Source organism: Streptomyces sp. NPDC037421 (assembly GCF_055602105.1).
The window spans coordinates 682,281-703,287 of sequence record NZ_JBVJWV010000001.1 but is presented as its reverse complement, the minus strand read 5'-3'; the positions used below and the strand labels follow the sequence as shown (position 1 = coordinate 703,287).

The window sequence follows — 21,007 nt, the reverse complement described above, 5'->3', positions numbered from 1 at the left end:
AGGGCGGTTCCGGATGGTCGATGTCCCGCACGACGGCGTCGTGGCCACGGTGGTGGTGGACCAGTACCAGGGTGACGCGCTCCGCCGGCGCGACCGTTCCTACCTGCGCCGCAGTGCCGGCCACTTCACCGAGCAGGCGAAGCGGCTCGGCTTCGACGCGCCGCCCCTGCGGGCTGCCAGCACGGGGGACGCCGGTACCGCGGACCCGCCCTTGGAGCGCGAGCGCGTCCGGGAGCTGGTGGCGAGACTGCGCGAGCAGCCGGCCGGCCGGAAGATCCTCTACTGGACCGGTCACGGGGAAAGGGTCGGGGACGTCTTCTACCTCGCCTGCCAGGACTCGTATGCCGCCGGGCACTTCGACCCCGCCCGCGCCGTCTCCGCCGCCGAACTCGTCTCCTGGCTGGCCGAGGACACCACGGACACCCTCCTCGTCCTGGACGCCTGCTTCTCCGGAACGGCACTGGACGACGTGAACGCACAGGTCAGGGCGGCCAGAGCGCGGGCGGGGGACGGGAAGCGGAGCGACGCCGGGTTTGCCGTGATCGCCACGGCCGAAGCCGACGAGGAGGCGGTCGAGGGGCGGTGGGTCGCCCGGCTGGGTCAGGTGCTGGACACGGCCGACGCGCAGACGCGCGCGGTCCCGCTCTTCCACCGGGAGAACCCCGTCGTCGCGTTCGCGCACCTCATGCTGGCCGTCAGGGCCTTGATGCGGGACCAGGTCCCCGAGTGGTACGAGGTACGGACCCTGCGGCCCGACTTCCTGCTCAACCCCTACTGCTCCGAGCGCGTCAAGCCCGCTCTGCGCCCCTCGGACGACGAGTCGTGGATCGGCGAGGAGCTCAGCGCCGACGTCATGCCGCTCTTCTCCGGCTCCGGGGAGAGCCGGAACCTGCGCGACTTCTCCTCCCGCGACCGGATCCTCGGGGAACTGGTCACCTGGATGGCGACGAGGAGCACGGGCCTGTTCGCCCTCTCCGGCGCTTCCGGCGCCGGCAAGTCCACGCTGCTGGCCTATCTCGCCCACCTGACGACACGCGGCTTCGCGGCCTCGCTGCCCGCCGGCCGGCGGCCGCGGATCCAGCCCGAACTCTATTCCGTACACGCCGCGCTGCACTGCCGGGGCAAGACCCTGACGGCCCTCTGCGAGGAACTCGGCCGCCGGCTGGGTGCCCTGGGCCTCGGCCGACCCGGCGACCCCGCCCACGCGGCGCCTCACGTCCTCGTCGAGCGGATCGCCGCCCTCGCGCAGCGAAAGGGCAGCCTGACCCTGCTGTTCGACGGACTGGACGAGGCGGCCGCCGGGCACGCGTTCGACATCGCGCGCGGGCTGATCAACCCTCTCGCCGGGACGCCGCTGGTGAAGGTGGTGGCCACCACCCGCCCCAACGCGCGGAGGAACCTGCCCGGCGAACTTCCCGCCGAGACCCTGCTGGAGGCCCTCCACTGCGAGGACCCGGTCGAGCTGGACCGGCTTCCCGAGACCGAGGGCGACATCGCGCGGCACGTCGAGCGCCTGCTGGGCCAGGACGGCTCCCCCTACCGGCTCGCCGGGGCCGAGGAGACACGGGGCACCGCCGCCCGCCACATCGCCTCCCGCAGCAACGGCCTCTTCCTGGTCGCCACGCTCTGGGCACGCCGCCTGGCCGGTCTGAGCGAGCTGCCGGAGCCCGACCGGCTGGACGGCGAGCTGCGGCACGGAACAGCGGTGCTGGATTCGCTGCTCAGCGACGAACTCGACCGGCTGGACCCGGCCGAACCCACCCGCGTCCGCGATCTGCTGCGCCCCCTGGCACTGGCGCAGGGCAACGGGCTGCCCCAGCCCCGCGTCTGGCTGGCCATGGCCGACGCCGTGCGTCCGCCCGGCAGCAGGGAGTACACCGAGGACGACCTCAGACACGTGATCGACGTGGCCACGGGAGTGGTCATCGCCCGGGACGGCGAGTTCGGCAGGGAGGTCCACCGGCTGCACCATCCGAGTTTCGGCGCCCACCTGCTCGGCGACGAGGCCCGGCAGCGACGGCTCCACCGGCGCATCGTCCTGGCCCTGCGGCCGTCGCGCAGCGAGGACTGGGCGGGCGCCGAACCCTACGTGGCGCACTACGTCGCCGCACACGCCGCGCTCGCCGACGACGCCACTCTGGACGAGCTGACGAGCGACTACCACTTCGCCGTGCACGCCTCGCCGGACGTCCTCGAACCGCTGGTGGCCACCCGCCTGGCGGTCGCGCCCAGGCCGGCGCTCTACGCGCAGGTCGCCGATCACTTCCGTACCCATCCGGCATCCGCCGCGCGCTGGGCCGTGCTGCGGGCGACCGCTCTCGCGGTGTTCCCCGCCGAGGTCCTCCACGGCATTCCCCAGCCCCCCGAGGTCTTCTGGGACGACGTGTGGAGCAGCGCGGACCGGCTCCCGCTGCAACGGAGCTGGCCGGCGCCGATGGGCGGCGCGCTGGCGGTGCACTGGGAGGGACACGGCGAGGGCGTCATCCATGCGGCGGGCGCCGGAGTGATCAGGTCGTGGACCGCCGGCGGCCAGGAGGTCCGGGGCCGTGACACCGGACCGGCGGGCTGGACCGCCGCCGGCCGGCAGCGGGGGCTGGCGGTGGCCGGAGGCGGCGGCGACCGGGTGATCGCGACACACGACGGGCGGGCGCTGCGGCTCTGGCGCGGCGAGGAGAGACACCCCTTCGAAGAGCTGTACTGGGGAGGGTCGCCCGAGGCCGTCGCCGCCGCCCGGTGGAACGGGCTGGTGCACCTGGCAGCCGTGGAGGGCGGGCGGCTGTGGCTGTGGAAGTGGGACGGGAAGGGGACGTACGCCCGCGAACTGCTGCGATTACGCGTGCTGCCCGCCGCGGTGTCGTCCGTGGCGCTCCTCCCGCTGGACGGCGCCGTCACCGCGGTCGCGGGCGGGCCGGGCGGACTGACCCTGTGGGCCGTTCCCTTCCGCGGCACCGTGCCCACCGAGCCCCTGCACGGCGCGGCACCGCTGCTGGGCACCGGCCAGCCCGTGCGGGCGCTGTCCGCGTTCGCCCTGCCGGACGGCCGGGGCGCCGTGCTCGCGGCTCTGGACGGCCGTGCGCTCTCCGTCTGGCGGATGCCCGACCCGCTCTTCGACGACGGTCGTGAACTCCTGCTCCACACGCGCAGCGCGGGGCAGGCGGTGGGCGTGGGCGAAGGGCCGGCGGGACTGCTCGTGGCGGTGCGCGAGGGCTCCGAGGTGCGGGTCTGGTCCGGATCGGGCACCGAGCACGTGCCCCTGCCGTGCACCAGCCACCACAAGTCGCTGGCGTTCGACCCTTCGGGATCGGGGCGGCTGGCCGTGGCGGACGAGACCCGCGTCCGGGTCTGGGAGCCGCACTCTCCCGGCGAGCGGGCCGCGCCCGCGGCCGGACGACGGCCCCGGGGCGGTGACCCCCGGGCGAACCCGCGGGCGGCGGTCGCCACCGGAGCGGCGGGCGAGTTCCTGCTGTGCAGATCGCAGGACACGGACGTCCTCGTGAGCCTGCACACCCCGGCCGGCCCCCGGCTCTTCGGCCCGGTGCTGACCCACACCGATCCGGTCACCGCCCTCGCCGCCGTGTCGGCCGGGGACCGGTGGACGGTGACGGCCGTCGGCCGCCGGACCGCCCGCGTGTGGACCCTCAGCCCCGGCCTGGACGCCGAGGCCGCCGACGAGCTCCACCTCGCGGGCGCACGGGACGTACCCGTGCCCTCGGTCGCCCTGCGCGCGGCCGGCGGGCAGCGCCTCGAACTGTTCTGGCCCTCCGGACAGGGAGTGGCCTGCTGGGAACGCGGCCGGGAGTCCGGGACCGGCTGGACCCGGGGGACCACGCGGCCGATGGGTGCCTCGGGCGGCGTACAGCGCCTCGCCGTGGCCGGGACGCCGGAGGGACGGTCCTGGCTCTCGGCGTGGGGCGGCGACGCCGTGCGCGTCTGGGACCTCGCCGCCGCCGGGGCCAAGCCCTTCCCCGTGGACTCCGTCCTGATCCACGCGGTCGCCACCGGGGTCCTGCGCAAGGGGCGGAGGACGATCCCGCTGGTGGCCATCGCCTCCGGCAACGAGGTGGAGATCGCCGAGTGCGAGGGCTGGTTCTTCGGCACCGGCACCGTCCTGCCGCCGCCACCCGGTGGCGGTCCCCTCGACGGCCTCGCGCTGGCGGGCCCGGCCCACCGGCCGCTGCTGGTCGGCTGGCGGAACACCTCCGGCCGCCTCCACCTGTGGGACGTCGTCGCCGAACAGGCGCTCCCCGACGTCGAACCCCGTGGCTACGACGTTTCCCAGGTGGTCTCCGCCTACGGCGACGCCGGGATCAGCCTCCTGGTACGGGGCGGACCGCAGGCCGCCCTGCGCTGCGACCAGCTGCTGCTGACCCCGGAGAACCTGATCCGTCTCGGCGTTCCGCTCACCGGGGAGAACGCCGCCCCGTTCCGTTCGACCGTCGAGGAGCAACTGCCGTGAAGGACGACCTTGTCGTTGTCGTGCCGGGCATCATGGGCACGGCGTTGACCTGGGAAGGCGTGGACGTCTGGAACCTCAGCCCGCAGGCCGCCGCCGCGGCGGTCTTCCGGCCCGGGAGACTGCTGGAGCGGCTGCGGCTGCAGAAGGGGATCGGGGACGGGGACCCGGAGCCGAGGCACGCCCTGTCCGTGGGCGGTCCGATCCGGAACCAGCGCGTCCTGCCCGGTCTCGTGGCGCACCTCGGCTACGGCGGACTGGCCGAACGGCTCGGGATCGCACGCGAGCGGCTGGCCGTGTTCCCGTACGACTGGCGGCTCAGCAACGTCAACTCCGCGATGAAACTCGACCGGTTCGTCGACGAGCGGCTCAGGCTGTGGCGGACCACCGCGGACCGGGAGCGGTTCCCGGGCGCCGGGGACGCCAAGGTGGTCTTCGTCTGCCGCTCCATGGGCGGCCTGGTCGTGCGGCACTACGTCGAGGTGCTCGGGGGCCGTGAGGTGACGCGCGCGGTCGCCTCCCTCGGCACGCCCTACCTGGGCAGCGTGAAGGCGCTGCGGTTCCTGCTGGGCGAGGGGCTCGGACCACTGCCGGGCCCGTGGCGGGAGGCGATGGCCGAGGTCTGCTCGACGTACCCGTCCCTGCACCAGCTGCTCCCGGTCTACAAGGCGGTCGTGGCCGACGAGGGGTACGCGGCCCCGCTCAGCGGGATCCCGCCGGTCGCGGGGCTTTCGACCGCCATGGTCGTGGACGCCTTCAAGTTCCACCGCGAGATGCAGAAGGCCGCCAGGGCGAACCGGGCGGACGAGGCCGGGAGGGACGCCGGCTACGACCTCATCCCCCTGGGCGGTGCCACGCACCCCACCAAGCACAGCGTCTCGTTCGACGCCGCCGGCCGTCCCCGGTTCCACGACGGCCTGCCCGGCGGCGGCCCGTGGCTCGGGGACGGCACCGTCCCGCAGCTCTCCGCCACCCCGCCGGAGCACCGCACCACGGCGTCGACCATGTGGTTCCCGCACCGGCACGCCTCGCTCCTCGACGCCGGCCCCGTGCAGTACCAGCTGCGCAACATCTGCAACGGCGTCGAACGCCCCCGGTTCCTGGCCTCGGACCACGACATCGGCATCGAACTCCCGGACGTGGCCCTGGCGGGGGAGCCGATCGAGGTGTGGGCCACGAACGCGGACCGCGCCATGGACCTCCGAGTCCGGCGCCTCACGGAGGACGGCGCATGTGTCTCCGTCGATCCGATGCGGCCCGGCGGCGACGGCCGCTTCCGCGCGGAGGTACGGGCCGAACCGGGTACGTGGACCCTGGAGGTGTCCTCCCCGACGACCGGGTACGCGTGCCGGGACGCCGTACTGGTGATGGCGGGCTAAGGGGTGTCCGCGGACGCGGTCAGTCGGGGGGTTCGGGCACCGGCTCCTCGGGGTTGCCGTCCGGGGGGCCGGCAGGCCGCTCCGGGGGATCCGCCGGCCGCGGTTCGCGGGGGACCGGCTCGGGGCCGGACGGGACCGGCTCGGGGCCGTCGGGCGGTGGCGCGCTCGGGTGCGTCACGGCACTCACCTCTCTTCCGGCGGACCGGACCCGCGCATGGAGCGGGAGAGCGGGGGCAGGCGCTCCCTGCGGGCGCCCGGCCCTCGGGCGTTCCCTCCCGGCCGTCCTGCTCTGGAGGTGGGTCATGGTTCCGCTCCTTCTGGTCCTGTTGCTGATTCTGCTGCTCTTCGGCGCCGGTTTCGCGGTGAAGCTGCTCTGGTGGATCGCCATCGCGGTGCTGGTGCTCTGGCTCGTGGGCTTCGTCGCCCGCGGCAGCGGCGGGCGCTGGTACCGGTGGTAGGGCGCCGGACGCAACGCCCGGGGGCCCGCCGGAATCCGGCGGGCCCCCGGGCGTCGCCGCCGCCGTCCGGGTGACACCGGGCCGGTCCTCAAGCGTGCGCGGCCCGGTCGAACTCCCGCAGGACGGCGGCGCAGAAGACGTCCAGGTCGTCCGGCTTGCGGCTGGTGACCAGGATCGACGGCGCCGCCCGGCAGACCCGTACCGGCTCGTCCACCCAGGTCCCGCCCGCGTTGCGGATGTCGGTGGCCAGGCTCGGCCACGAGGTCAGGGTCCGGCCGCGCACGACGTCGGCCTCCACCAGGGTCCACGGGGCGTGGCAGATCGCGGCGACCGGCTTGCCCGCGGTGAAGAAGCTCCGCGTGAAGCCGACGGCCCGCTCGTCCATCCGCAGGGCGTCGGGATTGGCCACCCCGCCCGGCAGCACGAGCGCGTCGAAGGCCTCGGACGTGTCCCCCGCGAGCACGTGGTCGACGGTGAAACGGCCGGCCTTGTCGAAGTGGTCGAAGGCCTGCACCTGTCCGGCCTCCGTCGAGACCAGCTGCGGGTTCCACCCGGCCCCCTCCACGGCCTTCCACGGCGCGGTCAGCTCCACTTCCTCGACTCCTTCGGGCGCGGTCAGAAAGGCGATGCGCACCGAATCCACCTCCTCCGGTCCGTACGGGTCGGGCGTACCTCCCGCGCCTGCCCGGACACGCGCCGCCCAAGCACCCGCGTTCGCGTGGCGGTCGCGGGCTCCGGGGAGGGTGGCCGCGGCGCCCCGCAGTCAGGTTTCAACCGGCCGCGAACGAGCACGCGCCAGACGACGGGGGACCCCCCGAGCGAGGAGGCAGGACCATGGCCGCGGACCGCAGGGAACAGGACGTCGTCGCGGTGATCCTCAAGGACCACCGGACCATGGAAGAGCTGTTCCGCAGGATGCGCAGCGTCGAGGCCGACCGCGCGGCGGCGCTGGAGAGGTTCTCCGCGCTGCTCATCGCCCACGGCGAGGCGGAGGAGGCCGAGGTCTACGGTGCGCTCAAGCGCTTCAAGAACGTCGACGACGAGGAGGTCGAGCACGGCGTGGAGGAGCACGACGAGGGCAACAAGGCGCTGCTCGCCCTCCTGGAGGTGGACGAAGTCGGCTCCGAGGACTGGGACTCCAAGCTGGAGGACCTCGTCCAGGCCGTCTCCCACCACGTGGACGAGGAGGAGCGCACGATCCTCAACGGCGCCCGGGAGAACGTCCCCGACGAGCGCAGGGCCGAACTCGGCGCCGCGTTCCTGAAGGAGCGCGAGAGGCAGCTGGAGTCGGACTGCGGCAGCATCGAGAACGTCCGGGCCGTCGCGAACCGGTGAGCCGTTACGCCGGGCCCGCGCCCGGGAGCGGGTTGTGGCCCGCCGGCACCCGTTCCGCGCGGGGCGGCGGCCCCGGCGGGGTGCCGTCGCCGAAGGGCCGGCCGCCCAGGCCCGCCCGGTCGTGCGGGGCGAGCCAGGTCCCCGCCTCGGGCCCGGCCGGCACGATGCCGGTGGGATTGATGTCGGAGTGCACCAGGTGGTAGTGCCGCTTGATGTGGTCGAAGTCGACGGTGTCACCGAAACCGGGCGTCTGGAACAGGTCCCGCGCGTACCCCCACAGCACCGGCATCTCCGCGAGCTTGTTCCGGTTGCACTTGAAGTGCCCGTGGTACACCGCGTCGAAGCGGACGAGCGTGGTGAACAGCCGTACGTCGGCCTCGGTGATGGTGTCGCCGACGAGGTAGCGGGACAGCGCGAGCCGGTCGGAGAGCCAGTCGAGCCGGGCGAACAGCCGTTCGTACGCTTCGTCGTACGTCTCCTGGGAGCCGGCGAACCCGGCCCGGTAGACGCCGTTGTTCACGTCCCGGTAGACCACCTCGTTCACCGCGTCGATCGCCGGCCGCAGCCCGGGCGGGTACAGCTCGGGCGCGCCCGGGCGGTGGTGGGCCCTCCACTCCGCCGACATGTCCAGCGTGATCTGCGGGAAGTCGTTGGTCACCACCGCGCCGGTCGGGACGTCGACGACCGCCGGGACCGTGATGCCGCGGTCGTAGCCGGGCTCCCGCGCCAGGTAGGCCTCCTTGAGGCGCTCGATGCCGAGCACCGGGTCCCGGCCGCCCGGATCGAGGTCGAAGGTCCAGCTGTCGTCGTCGTGCACCGGGCCGGCGACGGCCATCGGCAGGGCGCGCTCCAGACCGAGCAGGCGCCGAACGACCATCGCCCGGCTCGCCCACGGGCAGGCCCGGCTGACGACGAGGCGGTAGCGGCCCGGCTGCACGGGGAACCCCTCGCGCCCGTCGGCGGTGATGCGCGTCGTGATGTACCGGCTGTCGCGTTCGTACCCCTTGCCGGGGCTCACGTACTTCACGCCGTGCGCCTACCCGCGCGGTGCCGCGGCGAACGTGGTGGACTGGCCCGGAAGGGTCCCCGTAGCGGCCCGGAGGAGGCAGAGGTGTCCGGGAAGCAGGAACGACGACTGGTCCTCGTACGGCACGCCAAGGCCGTTCCCAAGGGCGAAGCGGAGGACTTCGACCGGCCGCTCGCCGACCGGGGGCGCGCCGACGCGGAGGCGATGGGCCACCGGCTGGGCGGGTCCCCGCTCGGGGTGGGCCTCGTGCTGTGCTCCCCGGCGAAGCGCACCCGCCAGACGTGGCAGCTGATGCAGTCCTCCCTGTCGGACCGGCCCCCGGTCGTGTACGAGGACACGCTCTACGACGCGCGGGCGGAGGCCCTGCGGGCCGCCGTCACGGGGACGGACGACGGCGTGACCGGCCTGCTGCTGGTGGGCCACAACCCCGGCATCCACGAACTGGCCGCCGCCCTGCCCGGCGACGGCCCGCAGGAACTGCTGGAGCGGATCCGTACGGGCCTGCCCACCTGCGCCGTCGTCGTGCTGGACTTCCCCGGCGCCTGGTCGGACCTCGCCCCCGGGGCGTGCCGGCTGACCTCGCTCCTGACCCCCGCCGACTGATCCGTACAGCCCTCAGGGGCGGCCCGCCGGGGTCGCCGCCACCTCGGGAGCGAACACCTGTGCGGAGCGTTCCCCGCGCAGGGTCTCCAGGATCCGGATCTGCCGCTCGGCGCGACGCAGCAGCTCGTGCAGGCGCGCGCCGTCGACCCGGGCGCCGGTGCCCGCCAGCGACTGGAGCGTCCGCCACATGCAGGCCTTGCCCTCCACGCCCAGGCGCATCGCCTCCAGCTCCAGGACGTCGCTGAGCGGCGAGCGGGTGAACAGGCGCCCGTTCGGCTTGAGCCGGGCCGCCTTCTCGGCGAGCCGGCCGAGGGCCGCGCGCCCGCGCGCCTCGGGAACGCCGAGGCCGGCCATGACGGCGCGCAGGCTCTCCCGGTCCTCGGCGACCTCCTGGGCCAGTGCCGCCAGCGGTGGTCCGAGGGCCGTGCCGCGCTGGGACCGGGCCGCGCGGCGCAGCAGTTCGGTGCCGGCGTTCGCCCCGGTGAGGTGGTCGTTGAGGTAGACGCCCAGCAGGTCGGGGGCCGGACGGGTGGCGGCGGGACGGGTGTTCATGACGGTTCCTCTCGGTCAGGGGCCGTACGGGTCATGGGCCCGCCTCCTGGGCGGGAGCCGGTCCCCGGCGGTGCGCGGCGCTGCGGGATCCGTCCGGGGAGCCGTCGGGGGAGAGGTGGTACACCGAGAACGCCTGCCCGATGACCGGCATGGCCACGTTGCGGACCTGGACCCCGCCCGCCGTCATGCCGTGTTCGGTGCCGAGGTGGGCGTGGCCGTGGACGGCGAGGTCGGCACCCTCCTCGTCCATCGCCTCCGCGAGGAGGTAGCTGCCGAGGAAGGGGTAGATCTCCCGGGGCTCGCCCGCCAGGGTGTCCGGCACGGGGGAGTAGTGGGTGAGCGCGATGCGCAGCGCGCTCCCGGCCTCGCGCAGTTCGCGCAGGGCCCGCCCGAGGGCCTCCGCGCTGGCGCGCGTGCAGCGGATGAAGGACTTCATCTCCGGTTCGCCGAACTCGCTGCCGCTGCGCCCGGCGAACCCCCCGCAGAAGCCCTTGGTCCCGGCGATCCCCACGGGGGTGCCGCCGAGGTCGAGGAGGACGCCGTCGCCCTCCAGCACGTACAGGCCCGCCGCGCGGAGCTCGTCCGCGACGGCCTCCTGCCGGTCGCTCTGGTAGTCGTGGTTGCCGAGCACCGCGACCACGGGCACCGGCAGCCCGGCCGCCTCGCCGGCCACCACCCGCGCCTCGTCCGGGGTGCCGTGCCGGGTCAGGTCGCCGGCGAGGAGCAGCAGGTCGGCGCAGCCGCCCAGGGTGTCGAAGGCCGGCCGCAGCAGCCCGGCGCTGCCCGGGCCGAGGTGGATGTCCCCGACGGCGGCGACGCGGATCACGACAGCTCCTCGGCGTGGTCGGGCGGCCGGGCCCGGCTCAGGGTGATGTCCTCGTACCAGTCGTGGCCCGCCAGTTCCACGGCGGCGATCCGCAGGACGGCCGCCTTGCGCTCCTCGTCGCCGACGCAGCCGCGGACCACGGCGCGGGAGCCGTGCAGCTCGACCCGGACGCCCAGCTCGGCGAGCTCCTCGCGCGCCAGTCGCTCGCGCAGGTGCTCGATGGAGTACTCGATGATGCCGGTGGAGGTCATGGTCCTTCTCCCGCCGCTCCTTCTCCCGCCGTTCCTTCTCCCGTCGCGCCATCGCCGGTCCCCTCCGCGCGGTCGATGACGCGGAGCCGTTCGAGCAGGTGGAAGAACGCGTCGGGCAGCGGCCCCGCCCGGTGGTCGCGCTCCAGCCGGGCCCAGTCGATCTGCTCGCGCAGCATGCGGGCCATGGGCAGCAGGTCGCCGAAGTCGCAGTAGTGCTCGCACAGCGCCGCGAGGCGGCTGTCCATCAGGTCGGTGGGGGCGAGGACCGGCATCCACACCGAGTCCACCGCCTTGACGCTCGCCCGCTCCAGCAGCTCCGTGCTGACCGGACGCCGGGCCAGTTCGAAGATCAGGTCGATCTCCTCCCCGCCCGAGCGGCCCTTGACCAGCCAGTCCTCCGGCGCCCGGCGCATGGCGATACCGCCGTCCTCCAAGGCCTTGACGGCCTGGTCGGCGTCCTCGGGCCGCACGCAGAAGTCCGTGTCGTGCTGGAAGCGGGCCGGCAGGCCGTGGGCGAAGGCGGCCACGCTGCCGGCGAGGGCGAAGGGCGGCCCCGACCGCTTGAGGAGGGCCGCCACGCGCTTGGTGGTCTCCAGGATCGCCTGGGTGTGGTCCTTGGGCAGCGCGCCCTCGGCCGGTGTGGGAGGGCCCAGGCCCTCCGGCGGGGCGAGGCCCCCGAGGGCGGCGGAGGTACGAGCGGCCATGGGCGGCCTCCCTGTTCCCACCTGCACGGTGTCACGGTCGGGCATGGCCCCCGCCTAACCCGTCGGGGGCCCCTCGAAACCCCTGGGGCGCGAGGAGTGCCGCGGGGCCCGGCGGGTAGGCGCGCGGCATGCCCCCACTGATCGACAGCACGGTCCCCCTGCTGGTCCAGGGCTACGCCTGGGCCCCCGACCTGCGGCGTCGCCACGGTGACCCGCCCGCCCTCCGGACCCGGCTGATGGGCCGGCCCGCCCTGCTGCTGCACGGACCGGCCGCCGTGGAGTTCTTCTACGACGAGCGGCACGTGCTCCGGGGCGGCGCGCTCCCGGGACCGGTGCTCGACACCCTCTTCGGGCGGGGCGCGGTCCACACCCTGGACGGCGACCGGCACCGGGTCCGCAAGGCCCTGTTCGTGTCCCTGCTGATGCGGGACGGCTCGGTGGACGCCCTCACCGCGCTCGTACGCCGGCACTGGGCGGCCGCCGTCGAGGGGTGGCGGGGCCGGGGAGCCGTCCTCTTCGACGAGGCGGCGACGGTGCTCGCCCGGGCCGTCTGCGACTGGACGGGCCTGGCCGTACCCGAGGACGCCGCCCGCGAGATCTCCGAGGACTGCGTGGCCATGGTCGACGGCTTCGCGACGCCCGGACCGCGCCACTGGCGGGCCCGCCGGGCCCGGGCCCGCCAGGAGGACTCCCTCGCCCGCACCGTCGAGGAGCTGCGCGGCGGAGTGACCCGCCTCCACCAGGCCCTGCCTCCGGGTGGCGGAGACACCGCGCTGGAGGTGGTCGCCCGGCACCGCGACGCCGACGGACGCCCGCTAGGCCCCCGCACCGCGGCCGTGGAGCTGCTCAACATCATCCGCCCCTGCGTCGCCGTCGCCTGGCCGGTGGCCTTCGCCGCGCACGCCCTGCACCGCAGGCCCCGGCTCGCCGACGCGCTCCGGGCGGACGACGGCGCGTACGCCAGGGCCTTCGCCCACGAGGTGCGCCGCTTCTACCCCTTCGTGCCCTTCGTCGGCGGTCTCGCCGCCCGCGACCTGCGCTTCGGCGGGGAGGCCGTCCCCGAGGGCACCCTCGTCCTGCTCGACGTCTACGGCCACCACCACGACCCCGTGCTGTGGCCCGACCCCTACCGCTTCGACCCGCTCCGCTTCCTCGGCCGGGAGCCCGGCCCCGGCGCACTCATCCCCCAGGGCGGCGGCGACGCCCGCACCGGCCACCGCTGCCCCGGCGAGGACATCACCGTTGGCCTGCTCGCGGAGTTCGCCTCCGCCCTGGCCGGCCTGGACACCGACGTCCCCGAGCAGGACCTGCGGATCCCGCTCCACCGTGTCCCGACACGGCCGCGCAGCGGGTTCACCGTGTCGGTCCCGTCCCGGCAGAGGAGTCACCATGCCGCGAGGTTCCAGTCCCAAACGTGAACGGCAGTACGAACACATCAAGGAGAGCGCGGAAGAACGCGGCGAGAGCCCCGAGCGGGCCAAGGAGATCGCGGCGCGCACCGTGAACAAGGAACGCGCCCGCGCGGGCGAGTCCAAGACCGCGAGCAGGAGCTCGCTCGACGACATCTCCTCCGCCCGGCGCGGCGGCCTGCGCTCCCACAGCGGGGCGGGGGGTCCCACGTACGACCAGCTCTACGCGGAGGCGAAGCGCCGCAACCTGCACGGCCGTTCCTCCATGGACAAGGCCGGGCTCAAGCGCGAGCTGGGCTACTGATCCCCGGGCTCCGGGAGGCCCGGCCTGCCCCGCGGGCGCGGCAATGCGCATGATGGAGGTGAACACGGGTGCGGAGGTCCGCCGCCGCGGACCTCCCCTTACGGCCGCGCCCCGCCGGGGGCACGGTCGGCGGTAGGTGCCGGGCACTCGGCAGGGAGGACCCGATGGACGTTCTGACCATGGGGGTGGAGGAGGAGTTCCACCTCGTGGACCGCGACAGCAGGGCGCCGGTGAACCGGGCTCCGGAGGTGATCCGCGAGCTCTCGGCGGAGCTGGGCGGTCAGGTCCAGGCCGAGTTCTACAACACCCAGGTGGAGGTCTGCACCCTGCCCGCCGCCGAGCGCGAGGACCTGCGCGGGCAGCTGCTGCGGCTGCGGTGTTCCGTCGCGGAGGCCGCTGAGCGGGCCCGCTGCCTCGCGGTGGCCTCGGGCAGTCCCGTCGTCCCGCCGAGGGAGCCGCTCACCATCACCGACAACGCCCGCTACCGCCTGATGGCGAGCCGGTTCGCCGGGCTCCTCGGGCCCTACCGCCTCGTCTGCGGCTGCCACGTGCACGTGGGCTGCCTCGACCGGGGGCGGGCCCTGGCGCTGGCGAACCAGATGCGGCCGTGGCTGCCGGTACTCCAGTCGATCACCGGAAACTCCCCCTTCGTCTGCGGCCGCGACACCGGCCTCGACAGCTGGCGCTCGGTCGCCTACTCCGGCTGGCCGACCGTGGGACCGCCGCCCCTGGTCGACGAGCGCCAGTACCTCGCGTACGTGGACGGGCTGGTCAGCGCCGGGGTGGTGCTCGACCGCGCCATGATCTACTGGTACGCCCGCCCCTCCGAGCACGTCCCGACGCTGGAGGTCCGCATCGCCGACGTCAACGCCGACCTCGACACCGTCGTCCTGACGGCCGTCCTCGTACGCGGTCTCGCGTCGGCCCTGCTCGAAGAGGTGGACGCGGGCGCACCGCCGCCCGAACCGCCCGAGCGGGTGCTGCGGGCCGCCCACCGGCTGGCCGCGCGGCACGGGATCGACGGACCCGGCCTGGACGTGCGGACCGGCGGGCGGGCGCCCGCCCGGCTGCTCGTCGACCGGCTGGTGGAGCGGGCGGCCCCGGGGCTGGAGCGGGCCGGCGACCTGGGCGCCGTGGAAGCCCTGTGGGCCGGGATGCGCCGACGGGGCACCGGTGCCCGCCGCCAGCGGGCGGTCTACGCGGCGACGGGCAGCCTGGCGGCGGTCGTCGACAGCCTGGAGGCTGCCACCGGCAGTCTGGCCGTCGAGGCCGCCTGAACCCGGGCCCGGACACGCCGACGGGGCGTACCGGCCGGGGGAAGGGCCGGCACGCCCCGTCGGGGGAGTGCGGTCAGCGGTCAGGACCGGGCCGCGGGCTCCAGTGCCTCGTCGGCGCCGCCCGCCGCACGCGCCGCGACCTGCGGGTTGCGCGACTTCAGCACGGCCCAGCCGATGGCCAGGCAGACCGCCCAGCCGGCGCCCACGTACAGGGAGACGCGGCTGTCGGGGTCGATGGCGATCATCACGGTGACCAGCAGCAGGAAGGCCACGGCGATCCAGCTGCAGATGGTGCCGCCCGGCGCCGGGAAGGAGGAGGCGGGCAGCTTGCCCGCGTCCACCGCGCGGCGGTAGCGGATGTGGCTGACCAGGATCATCAGCCAGGTCCAGATGCCGGCCGCCGTCGCCACCGAGGTGACGTACCCGAACGCCTTCTCCGGGACGACGTAGTTCAGGACCACGCCGATGCCCATGAGGGCGGTGGAGAGGGTGATGGCCACGGCCGGGGTCTTGGTGGAGCTCAGCTTGCCCAGCAGCTTGGGGGCCTCGGAGTTCGCGGCCAGGTCGCGCAGCATGCGGCCGGTGGAGTACATGCCGGAGTTGCAGGACGACAGGGCCGCGGTCAGCACCACGAAGTTGACGATCGCCGCACCGGCCGGGATGCCGATCTTGGCGAAGGCCGCCACGAACGGGCTGACGCCCGGCTGGAACTCGGTCCACTTGACGACCATCAGGATCACGCTGAGCGCACCGACGTAGAAGACGATGATGCGCCAGGGCAGGGTGTTGATGGCCTTGGGGAGGGTCTTCTCCGGGTTCTCGGACTCGCCCGCCGTGACGCCGACGAGCTCGACGGCCAGGTAGGCGAACATGACGCCCTGCAGGGTCATCAGGCTGGAGCCGACGCCCTTGGGGAAGATGCCGTCGAAGGCCCAGAGGTTGGACACGGCGGCGGTGTCACCGGCCTGGCTGAAGCCGAAGGTGACCACGCCGATGCCGATCACGATCATGCCGATCAGGGCCGTGACCTTGACCATCGAGAACCAGAACTCGATCTCGCCGAAGATCTTCACCGAGATGAGGTTGGCGACGTACAGGACCACCAGGAAGACCAGGGCGGTCACCCACTGGGGGACGTCCGGGAACCAGAAGTGCACGTAGATGGCCGCGGCGGTCAGCTCGGCCATGCCGGTGACCACCCACATGAGCCAGTACGTCCAGCCCGTCACGAACCCGAAGAACGGGCTCAGGAACTCGCGGGCGTACTCCGCGAAGGAACCCGAGACGGGGCGGTACAGGAGCAGCTCGCCGAGCGCCCGCATGATGAAGAAGACGATGACGCCGGCGAGGGCGTACATGAGGATGAGGCTGGGTCCGGCCTTGGCGATGTTCGCCCCGGCTCCCAGGAAGAGGCCGACGCCGATGGCGCCGCCGATGGCGATCATCTGGACCTGGCGGCTGCCGAGTCCGCGCTCGTAGCCTTCCTCGGGCGTGGTGCCCGTGGTGGCGTTGTCGTCGCCGTGGTGCTGTTCGACCTGCGTCGAGGTCATGCTCTGGTGCGCCTTTCCGCTCCATGCCGATCCGCCGCCGTGCTCGGCCGCGGATCGGGTTCCGATCCCCCGGATGCTGATGGAGTTGCATGCCGGCGGTCGGCCGACTTCAGCGCCCCTGTCCGGACGTGGGTGGTCCGGCAGGCGGTCGAGAAGATGTACCACGGTGTCCGGCTCCGTACCGTGGCGAACATCACCGGCAAATCGGCCATTCGCCCGTGACCAGGCCCAAAGACCCTTGCGCGGTGACGTCATCGTTATCCGGATCTGAGCCTCCGCTGAGCGAACGCACAATGACATCGAGGCAACGCGTGCCACCGGCGTCCCGCCCGCAGGGTCCCGCGGTCACACAGCGTGAACGCCGAAGCCCCTCCACGGGGCGGAGAGCGGGAGGCGGCCCGGACGGTCACCCGGCGTCGCGGCCGCCGTCCGCGGACCGGGCCGCCCGGGGGAAAACCCGAGGGGTCCCGAGAGGGTCCCGGCGAGTGCGGCTGCCCCGCATATAGCGTCGGGCCCGGGGAAGGCGTAGGGGGCAGCTGACGGAAGGTGATGCCGGATGGTCTCCGGAACGGACGACAAGCGGTTCACCGTCGCGATGCGGACGGTGGACGAGGCTGTACTGCTCACCCTCGGCGGTGAGCTGGACCATGACACGGCGGCCCCGCTGAGGGAGGCCCTCGACGCGGCGGCCGTCCGGGGCGGACGGCTGCTGGTGGACATGGCGGGGCTGCGGTTCTGCGACTCGACCGGTCTGAACGCCCTGCTGCACGGCCGTCTCGCCGTCCAGGAGGCCGGTGGCAGCCTGGAACTGGCCGGGCTGAGCGGGCCGGTCGCCCGGATGTTCCGTATCACCGGCGCGGACGGTGTCTTCCCGGTCCACGCCGATGTCGCGCAGGCGCTGAGTCCGAACCAGGGTCGATAGAAAGGGGGCGAGAGCCGTGGAGCAGCGTGGTCCGGCCGAACGCAACTGGCTCCTGGTTCTCGACGGGATGGCCGACCCGGTCCTGCGCAGCCGCGACTTCACCCGGAGGGCGCTGACCGCCTGGCACTGGCTGCCGGCGGACGGCCCGGCGGCGCGGGACGCGGCGGAGGACGTGATGCTGCTGGTGTCCGAGGTCGTGGCCAACGCCTGTCTGCACGGCGGCGGGCCCGGAGCCCTGGTCCTGGACCGTACGGACGAGCGGCTGCGGATCGAGGTCACCGACTCCAGTCCGGTACCGCCGGCCTTTGCGGCGGACGGGCGGGATCCCCGGCATCCGGGCGGGCACGGGCTGGTGATCGTGGACCGGCTGGCGCGGGCCTGGGGTTCGCGGCCCGGGGCGAGCGGCAAGTGCGTCTGGCTGGAGGTGCCCTGGCCCGCCGCCCTCAGCGGAGGGCCTCCAGGGCCGCGATGATCTCGCGGGTGGAGCTGACCCGGCCGATGCGGGGGAAGATCTTGGCGAAGCTGTGGGCGTGCGAGTCGGCGTCCAGGTCGGCGGTCGCGTCCTCGGCGAAGACCAGGCCGTAGCTGTGCTCCCAGGCGGTGCGGGCGGTGGACTCGACGCCGATGCTGGTCGAGATGCCGGCCAGGACGATCCGGTGGATCCCGCGCCGGCGCAGCTGGAGGTCCAGCTCGGTGCCGGTGAAGGCGCCCCAGTGGCGCTTGGTGACGGTGACGTCCCCCAGGGCGGCGAGCTCGGCCGGGATCTCGGAGAAGGCGGCCGGCGGGGCCGTGGCCGGGCCGGGGCGGTCGACATCGGTGGTGGGCAGGTCGCCGCCGTCGGGCGACCACGCGACGTTGACCAGGACGACCGGCAGCTTGTGCGCGCGGAAGGCCTCGGCGAGGGCGATGCCGTTGCGCAGGATCTCGTCACTGGGCCGGGCGGTCGGCAGGGCGAGGATGCCCTGCTGGAGGTCGATGAGCACGAGCGCGGTGCCGGCGTCGAGGGCCGGCGCGGAGGCTGAGGAGGTCATGGGGACGACCGTAGGAAACGCCGGGCGCGGTTGCACGCCTGCCCGGCCGGCCGGGCGGGCGTGTCGCCGCCCCTAGGATGGGAACGTGAGTGCGAATCGTGTGGGGGAGAGCCGGCCCGAGCCGACGCCGGAGCTGTCCGGGGCCGAGCTGCTGCGCTGGTACTGGACGCTGGGGGAACTGACCGGGCTGGCCCGCCGGATGGGCATCCCCGCGGGCGGCGGCAAGGCCGCGCTGACGGAGCGGCTCGCCGCCGCGCTGGACGGCCGCGCGGTGCCGGCCCCGGCACCGGTCGCCCGGCGCGGCGGGCGGCAGCTGAAGGCGCCCGTCGACGGGGGCAGTGTGATCCCCCGGGGGCAGCGGTGCAGCCAGGTGCTCCGGGAGTTCTTCCTCCGGGAGATCGGGCCGGGCTTCCACTTCGACGCCTTCATGCGGGAGTACGTCGCCCAGGGCGCGGGCCGCACCCTCGCCGAGGCCGTCGCCCACTGGCACGCCACCCGGCAGCGGGCCGCCGAACCCCAGGAGGTCGGCGCCCAGTTCGAGTTCAACCGGTTCCTGCGCGACTGGCATGCCGGACACCCGGACGGCACCCGTGACCAGGCCCTCGCCGCCTGGCGCGAACACCGGTCCCGCCCTCGCGGCTGACGCCCGCCGGGGCGGTGCCCCCCCCGCCCCGTCCGCGCGTCCGACCGCGTACGCACGTGTCGGATACAGCCCTGGTTCACCCCGAATCCGGTCAGACTTGACAAGATCACCAGAAACGATCTTCATATGGCGCCGGAAGAGACATACTGGCGGACGTGACCGACGACACCGTTCTGATCGAGACCGACGGCTGTACGGGGCTGATCACCCTCAACCGTCCCCAGGCCCTCAACGCCCTCACCCATTCCATGGTGCTGCGGATCGGCGAAGCCCTGACGGCCTGGGAGCACGATCCCGCCGTGAGCCAGGTCCTCCTGCGCGGCGCCGGGGAGCGCGGCCTGTGCGCGGGCGGGGACATCCGGGCCATCCACGCCGACGCGAAGGCCGGCACCACCGGCTCCCTCGACTTCTGGCGGGACGAGTACCGGCTCAACGCCCGCATCGCCCGCTACCCCAAGCCGTACGTGGCCCTCATGGACGGGATCGTGATGGGCGGCGGCGTCGGGCTCTCGGCCCACGGCGGCGTACGCATCGTCACCGAGCGGTCCAAGGTCGCCATGCCCGAGACCGGCATCGGCTTCGTCCCCGACGTCGGCGGCACCTACCTGCTCTCCCGCGCCCCCGGCGAACTCGGCACCCACCTGGCCCTCACCGGCACGGCCGTCGGAGCCGGCGACGCCCTGCTGTGCGGACTCGCCGACCACTACCTGCCCTCCGACTGGCTGGAGGAGTTCACCAGGGAGCTCACCGCCGCGCCCGTCGCCGAGGTGCTGCCCAAGTTCCACGGCGCCACCACCCCGCAGGCCCCGCTCGCCGCCGAACGGGAGTGGATCGACCACTGCTACGCGGCCGACACGGTGGAGGAGATCCACAAGCGGCTGCTGGGGTCGGGCCCGGCGGCCGCGCGGGAGGCCTCCCAGCTGCTGCACGCCAAGTCGCCGACCTCCCTCAAGGTCACCCTCGCCGCGCTGCGCCGCGCCCGCGAACTGGACTCGCTGGAGCGGGTGCTGGAGCAGGAGTACCGGGTCTCCGCGGCCGCGCTGTCCACGCCCGACCTGGTGGAGGGGATCCGGGCCCAGGTGATCGACAAGGACCGCCGCCCGCGCTGGTCCCCGGCCGCCCTCTTCCAGGTCCGCCAGGCTTCGGTGGACCGGCACTTCGCCCCGCTGGGCGAGGACCGCGAGCTGACCTTCCCGCAGTCCGGAGCCGGCCGCGGCTGATGCGGGTCACCGGGCGTCCCGGGCCGCTCCCCGCGGCCCGGGCCGCCGGGCCTCCCGCGTCAGTCCCGGCCGAGCCGGGCCGCGAGTCCGTCGAGCACCCGCTGGAGCCCGTAGTCGAAATTCTCATCCCGCAGCCGCGCCGGGTCCTGGCCGTGCCGTGAGTAGGCGTGGTCCTTCACCACGGGGTGGTCCTCCAGGGCCGCCTCGGCGGCGGGCAGCAGCGACTCCAGCCATTCCGTCTCGCTCTTCCCGCTGCGGGCGAGGAGCGAGAGGTAGGAGGCCTCGCTGGTCGTGGCGCCGATGACGTAGGAGATGACGGCCTTCACCGCGAGGTCCGCCTCGCCCGCCGGGAACCCCGCCGACACGGACAGTCCCAGCAGCCGGTCCGACATCCGGATCAGGTTCGGGCCCAGGTACGCCAGCCCGACCTGGCCGAGGACCGAGGCCACCCAGGGGTGGCGCAGCACCATCGCGCGCAGGCTGTGCCCGCACTGCGCCAGGGCCTCGCGCCATTGGTCCGGGCTGCCGGGCGCGGGAAGTTCCAGCTCGCCGTAGACCTCGTCCACGACCAGCTCGATCAGCTCGTCCTTGTTGGCCACGTGCCGGTAGAGAGAGGTGGCGGCGGTGCCCATCTCCGCGCCGAGCTTGCGCATGCTGAGCGCCTCGATGCCCTCGGCGTCCAGGAGCCGCACGGCGGTCGCGACGATCTGCTCCCGGCTGAGCGCGGGCTGTTCCTTCGGTCGCCGCGGCCGGGTCCAGACGGAGGGCACCGGCGCGAACGTCTGCTGCTCTGAAGAGGACATGCCCTCACCCTAGCTCGTTGCGAACAGTGTACGCATCATGCGTACGTCCGTGCGTGGCGTCCGTTCGAAAAGAGGGGCCCGCGCGCCCCTGGACGGCCCCGCGGCGGCCCCCGGAGGACCCCCGGGCGGCCGCGCGCCCCGGCCCGGGGGGGGGGGGGGGCGACCCCCCCCCCCCCCCCCCCCCCCACCCCCCCCCGCACCCCCCCCCCCCCCCCCCACCCGTGGTTTCCCATCCCCTTCGGGCCGGACCCCCCCCCTCT

General features: G+C 74.1%; 21 protein-coding genes. 12 read left to right on the top strand and 9 right to left on the bottom strand.

The annotated features are described in order from the left end of the window. Nucleotides 1–13 precede the first annotated feature (13 nt). The 3 genes from ACZ7IF_RS03080 (at nt 14) to ACZ7IF_RS03070 (ending at nt 6,290) form a co-directional block, all read left to right on the top strand. Nucleotides 14–4,456 (top strand): NACHT domain-containing protein, encoded by a 4,443-nt coding sequence (locus tag ACZ7IF_RS03080; protein WP_470962041.1) that lies wholly within the window; start codon nt 14–16, stop codon nt 4,454–4,456. After that, nucleotides 4,453–5,832 (top strand): esterase/lipase family protein, encoded by a 1,380-nt coding sequence (locus ACZ7IF_RS03075; protein ID WP_470962038.1) that lies wholly within the window; start codon nt 4,453–4,455, stop codon nt 5,830–5,832. The genes ACZ7IF_RS03080 and ACZ7IF_RS03075 overlap by 4 nt, the downstream gene beginning before the upstream one ends. Before the next feature lie 302 nt (nt 5,833–6,134). Then, the gene (locus ACZ7IF_RS03070; RefSeq protein ID WP_470962035.1) at nt 6,135–6,290 is read left to right on the top strand and encodes a hydrophobic protein; all 156 of its coding nucleotides are present in this window, start codon (nt 6,135–6,137) and stop codon (nt 6,288–6,290) included. Nucleotides 6,291–6,378: 88 nt separating this feature from the next. On the opposite strand, the gene ACZ7IF_RS03065 is transcribed toward ACZ7IF_RS03070, so the two are convergent. Further along, nucleotides 6,379–6,924: a type 1 glutamine amidotransferase domain-containing protein gene (locus ACZ7IF_RS03065; protein ID WP_470962032.1), complete on the bottom strand. Its 546-nt coding sequence runs from the start codon at nt 6,922–6,924 to the stop codon at nt 6,379–6,381. Between the two features lie 200 nt (nt 6,925–7,124). On the opposite strand from ACZ7IF_RS03065, the gene ACZ7IF_RS03060 reads away from it, so the two are divergent. Beyond that, nucleotides 7,125–7,625 (top strand): hemerythrin domain-containing protein, encoded by a 501-nt coding sequence (locus ACZ7IF_RS03060; RefSeq protein ID WP_470962029.1) that lies wholly within the window; start codon nt 7,125–7,127, stop codon nt 7,623–7,625. Nucleotides 7,626–7,629: 4 nt separating this feature from the next. On the opposite strand, the gene ACZ7IF_RS03055 is transcribed toward ACZ7IF_RS03060, so the two are convergent. Beyond that, nucleotides 7,630–8,643 (bottom strand): glutathione S-transferase family protein, encoded by a 1,014-nt coding sequence (locus ACZ7IF_RS03055; RefSeq protein ID WP_470962315.1) that lies wholly within the window; start codon nt 8,641–8,643, stop codon nt 7,630–7,632. A gap of 93 nt (nt 8,644–8,736) precedes the next feature. On the opposite strand from ACZ7IF_RS03055, the gene ACZ7IF_RS03050 reads away from it, so the two are divergent. Continuing rightward, on the top strand, nt 8,737–9,255 hold the full coding sequence (locus ACZ7IF_RS03050) for a SixA phosphatase family protein (protein WP_470962026.1): 519 nt from the start codon (nt 8,737–8,739) through the stop codon (nt 9,253–9,255). Nucleotides 9,256–9,267: 12 nt separating this feature from the next. On the opposite strand, the gene ACZ7IF_RS03045 is transcribed toward ACZ7IF_RS03050, so the two are convergent. Genes ACZ7IF_RS03045 through ACZ7IF_RS03030 form a run of 4 tightly spaced genes read right to left on the bottom strand, consistent with a single transcriptional unit; the run spans nt 9,268 to nt 11,588 of the window. Beyond that, nucleotides 9,268–9,807: a hypothetical protein gene (locus ACZ7IF_RS03045; protein ID WP_470962023.1), complete on the bottom strand. Its 540-nt coding sequence runs from the start codon at nt 9,805–9,807 to the stop codon at nt 9,268–9,270. A 31-nt stretch (nt 9,808–9,838) separates the two neighbouring features. Then, on the bottom strand, nt 9,839–10,633 hold the full coding sequence (locus ACZ7IF_RS03040; RefSeq protein ID WP_470962020.1) for a metallophosphoesterase family protein: 795 nt from the start codon (nt 10,631–10,633) through the stop codon (nt 9,839–9,841). After that, on the bottom strand, nt 10,630–10,884 hold the full coding sequence (locus ACZ7IF_RS03035) for a hypothetical protein (RefSeq protein ID WP_470962017.1): 255 nt from the start codon (nt 10,882–10,884) through the stop codon (nt 10,630–10,632). The genes ACZ7IF_RS03040 and ACZ7IF_RS03035 overlap by 4 nt, the downstream gene beginning before the upstream one ends. After that, nucleotides 10,881–11,588 (bottom strand): nucleotidyltransferase family protein, encoded by a 708-nt coding sequence (locus ACZ7IF_RS03030; protein WP_470962014.1) that lies wholly within the window; start codon nt 11,586–11,588, stop codon nt 10,881–10,883. The genes ACZ7IF_RS03035 and ACZ7IF_RS03030 overlap by 4 nt, the downstream gene beginning before the upstream one ends. 128 nt (nt 11,589–11,716) lie before the next feature. On the opposite strand from ACZ7IF_RS03030, the gene ACZ7IF_RS03025 reads away from it, so the two are divergent. The 3 genes from ACZ7IF_RS03025 to ACZ7IF_RS03015 all read left to right on the top strand — a co-directional run bounded on the left by ACZ7IF_RS03025 (nt 11,717) and on the right by ACZ7IF_RS03015 (nt 14,578). Then, nucleotides 11,717–13,006: a cytochrome P450 gene (locus ACZ7IF_RS03025; RefSeq protein WP_470962011.1), complete on the top strand. Its 1,290-nt coding sequence runs from the start codon at nt 11,717–11,719 to the stop codon at nt 13,004–13,006. Beyond that, on the top strand, nt 12,978–13,301 hold the full coding sequence (locus tag ACZ7IF_RS03020) for a plasmid stabilization protein (protein WP_470962008.1): 324 nt from the start codon (nt 12,978–12,980) through the stop codon (nt 13,299–13,301). Before ACZ7IF_RS03025 ends, ACZ7IF_RS03020 begins: the two co-directional genes overlap by 29 nt. A gap of 164 nt (nt 13,302–13,465) precedes the next feature. Next, nucleotides 13,466–14,578 (top strand): carboxylate-amine ligase, encoded by a 1,113-nt coding sequence (locus ACZ7IF_RS03015; RefSeq protein WP_470962005.1) that lies wholly within the window; start codon nt 13,466–13,468, stop codon nt 14,576–14,578. An 80-nt stretch (nt 14,579–14,658) separates the two neighbouring features. On the opposite strand, the gene ACZ7IF_RS03010 is transcribed toward ACZ7IF_RS03015, so the two are convergent. Further along, the gene (locus tag ACZ7IF_RS03010; RefSeq protein ID WP_470962002.1) at nt 14,659–16,128 is read right to left on the bottom strand and encodes an amino acid permease; all 1,470 of its coding nucleotides are present in this window, start codon (nt 16,126–16,128) and stop codon (nt 14,659–14,661) included. Nucleotides 16,129–16,684: 556 nt separating this feature from the next. Here ACZ7IF_RS03010 and ACZ7IF_RS03005 point away from each other — a divergent pair. Continuing rightward, the gene (locus tag ACZ7IF_RS03005; RefSeq protein ID WP_470961999.1) at nt 16,685–17,050 is read left to right on the top strand and encodes an STAS domain-containing protein; all 366 of its coding nucleotides are present in this window, start codon (nt 16,685–16,687) and stop codon (nt 17,048–17,050) included. A 16-nt stretch (nt 17,051–17,066) separates the two neighbouring features. Next, nucleotides 17,067–17,522 (top strand): ATP-binding protein, encoded by a 456-nt coding sequence (locus tag ACZ7IF_RS03000; RefSeq protein ID WP_470961996.1) that lies wholly within the window; start codon nt 17,067–17,069, stop codon nt 17,520–17,522. On the opposite strand, the gene ACZ7IF_RS02995 is transcribed toward ACZ7IF_RS03000, so the two are convergent. After that, nucleotides 17,494–18,081, bottom strand: a complete 588-nt coding sequence (locus ACZ7IF_RS02995) for a hydrolase (protein WP_470961993.1) — start codon at nt 18,079–18,081, stop codon at nt 17,494–17,496. The genes ACZ7IF_RS03000 and ACZ7IF_RS02995 overlap by 29 nt on opposite strands. A gap of 85 nt (nt 18,082–18,166) precedes the next feature. On the opposite strand from ACZ7IF_RS02995, the gene ACZ7IF_RS02990 reads away from it, so the two are divergent. Both ACZ7IF_RS02990 and ACZ7IF_RS02985 read left to right on the top strand, forming a co-directional pair. After that, complete coding sequence (locus tag ACZ7IF_RS02990) at nt 18,167–18,724, top strand: DUF6434 domain-containing protein (RefSeq protein WP_470961990.1); 558 nt, start codon at nt 18,167–18,169, stop codon at nt 18,722–18,724. Nucleotides 18,725–18,879: 155 nt separating this feature from the next. Then, on the top strand, nt 18,880–19,944 hold the full coding sequence (locus ACZ7IF_RS02985; protein ID WP_470961987.1) for an enoyl-CoA hydratase/isomerase family protein: 1,065 nt from the start codon (nt 18,880–18,882) through the stop codon (nt 19,942–19,944). A gap of 59 nt (nt 19,945–20,003) precedes the next feature. Here the strand turns inward: ACZ7IF_RS02985 and ACZ7IF_RS02980 are convergent, their stop codons facing one another. Further along, entirely contained in the window at nt 20,004–20,747 is a 744-nt protein-coding gene (locus ACZ7IF_RS02980) for a TetR/AcrR family transcriptional regulator (protein ID WP_470961984.1), read from the bottom strand. Between the last annotated feature and the right edge of the window lie 260 nt (nt 20,748–21,007).

Bases quoted from the DNA above. Each gene is read 5' to 3' on its own strand.
- ACZ7IF_RS03030 (WP_470962014.1), bottom strand. From the start codon at position 11,588: ATGGCCGCTCGTACCTCCGCCGCCCTCGGGGGCCTCGCCCCGCCGGAG.
- ACZ7IF_RS03080 (WP_470962041.1), top strand. From the start codon at position 14: ATGGTCGATGTCCCGCACGACGGCGTCGTGGCCACGGTGGTGGTGGAC.
- ACZ7IF_RS02980 (WP_470961984.1), bottom strand. From the start codon at position 20,747: ATGTCCTCTTCAGAGCAGCAGACGTTCGCGCCGGTGCCCTCCGTCTGG.
- ACZ7IF_RS03025 (WP_470962011.1), top strand. From the start codon at position 11,717: ATGCCCCCACTGATCGACAGCACGGTCCCCCTGCTGGTCCAGGGCTAC.
- ACZ7IF_RS03045 (WP_470962023.1), bottom strand. From the start codon at position 9,807: ATGAACACCCGTCCCGCCGCCACCCGTCCGGCCCCCGACCTGCTGGGC.
- ACZ7IF_RS02995 (WP_470961993.1), bottom strand. From the start codon at position 18,081: ATGACCTCCTCAGCCTCCGCGCCGGCCCTCGACGCCGGCACCGCGCTC.
- ACZ7IF_RS03005 (WP_470961999.1), top strand. From the start codon at position 16,685: ATGGTCTCCGGAACGGACGACAAGCGGTTCACCGTCGCGATGCGGACG.
- ACZ7IF_RS03035 (WP_470962017.1), bottom strand. From the start codon at position 10,884: ATGACCTCCACCGGCATCATCGAGTACTCCATCGAGCACCTGCGCGAG.
- ACZ7IF_RS03070 (WP_470962035.1), top strand. From the start codon at position 6,135: ATGGTTCCGCTCCTTCTGGTCCTGTTGCTGATTCTGCTGCTCTTCGGC.
- ACZ7IF_RS03015 (WP_470962005.1), top strand. From the start codon at position 13,466: ATGGACGTTCTGACCATGGGGGTGGAGGAGGAGTTCCACCTCGTGGAC.
- ACZ7IF_RS03020 (WP_470962008.1), top strand. From the start codon at position 12,978: ATGCCGCGAGGTTCCAGTCCCAAACGTGAACGGCAGTACGAACACATC.
- ACZ7IF_RS03060 (WP_470962029.1), top strand. From the start codon at position 7,125: ATGGCCGCGGACCGCAGGGAACAGGACGTCGTCGCGGTGATCCTCAAG.
- ACZ7IF_RS03010 (WP_470962002.1), bottom strand. From the start codon at position 16,128: ATGACCTCGACGCAGGTCGAACAGCACCACGGCGACGACAACGCCACC.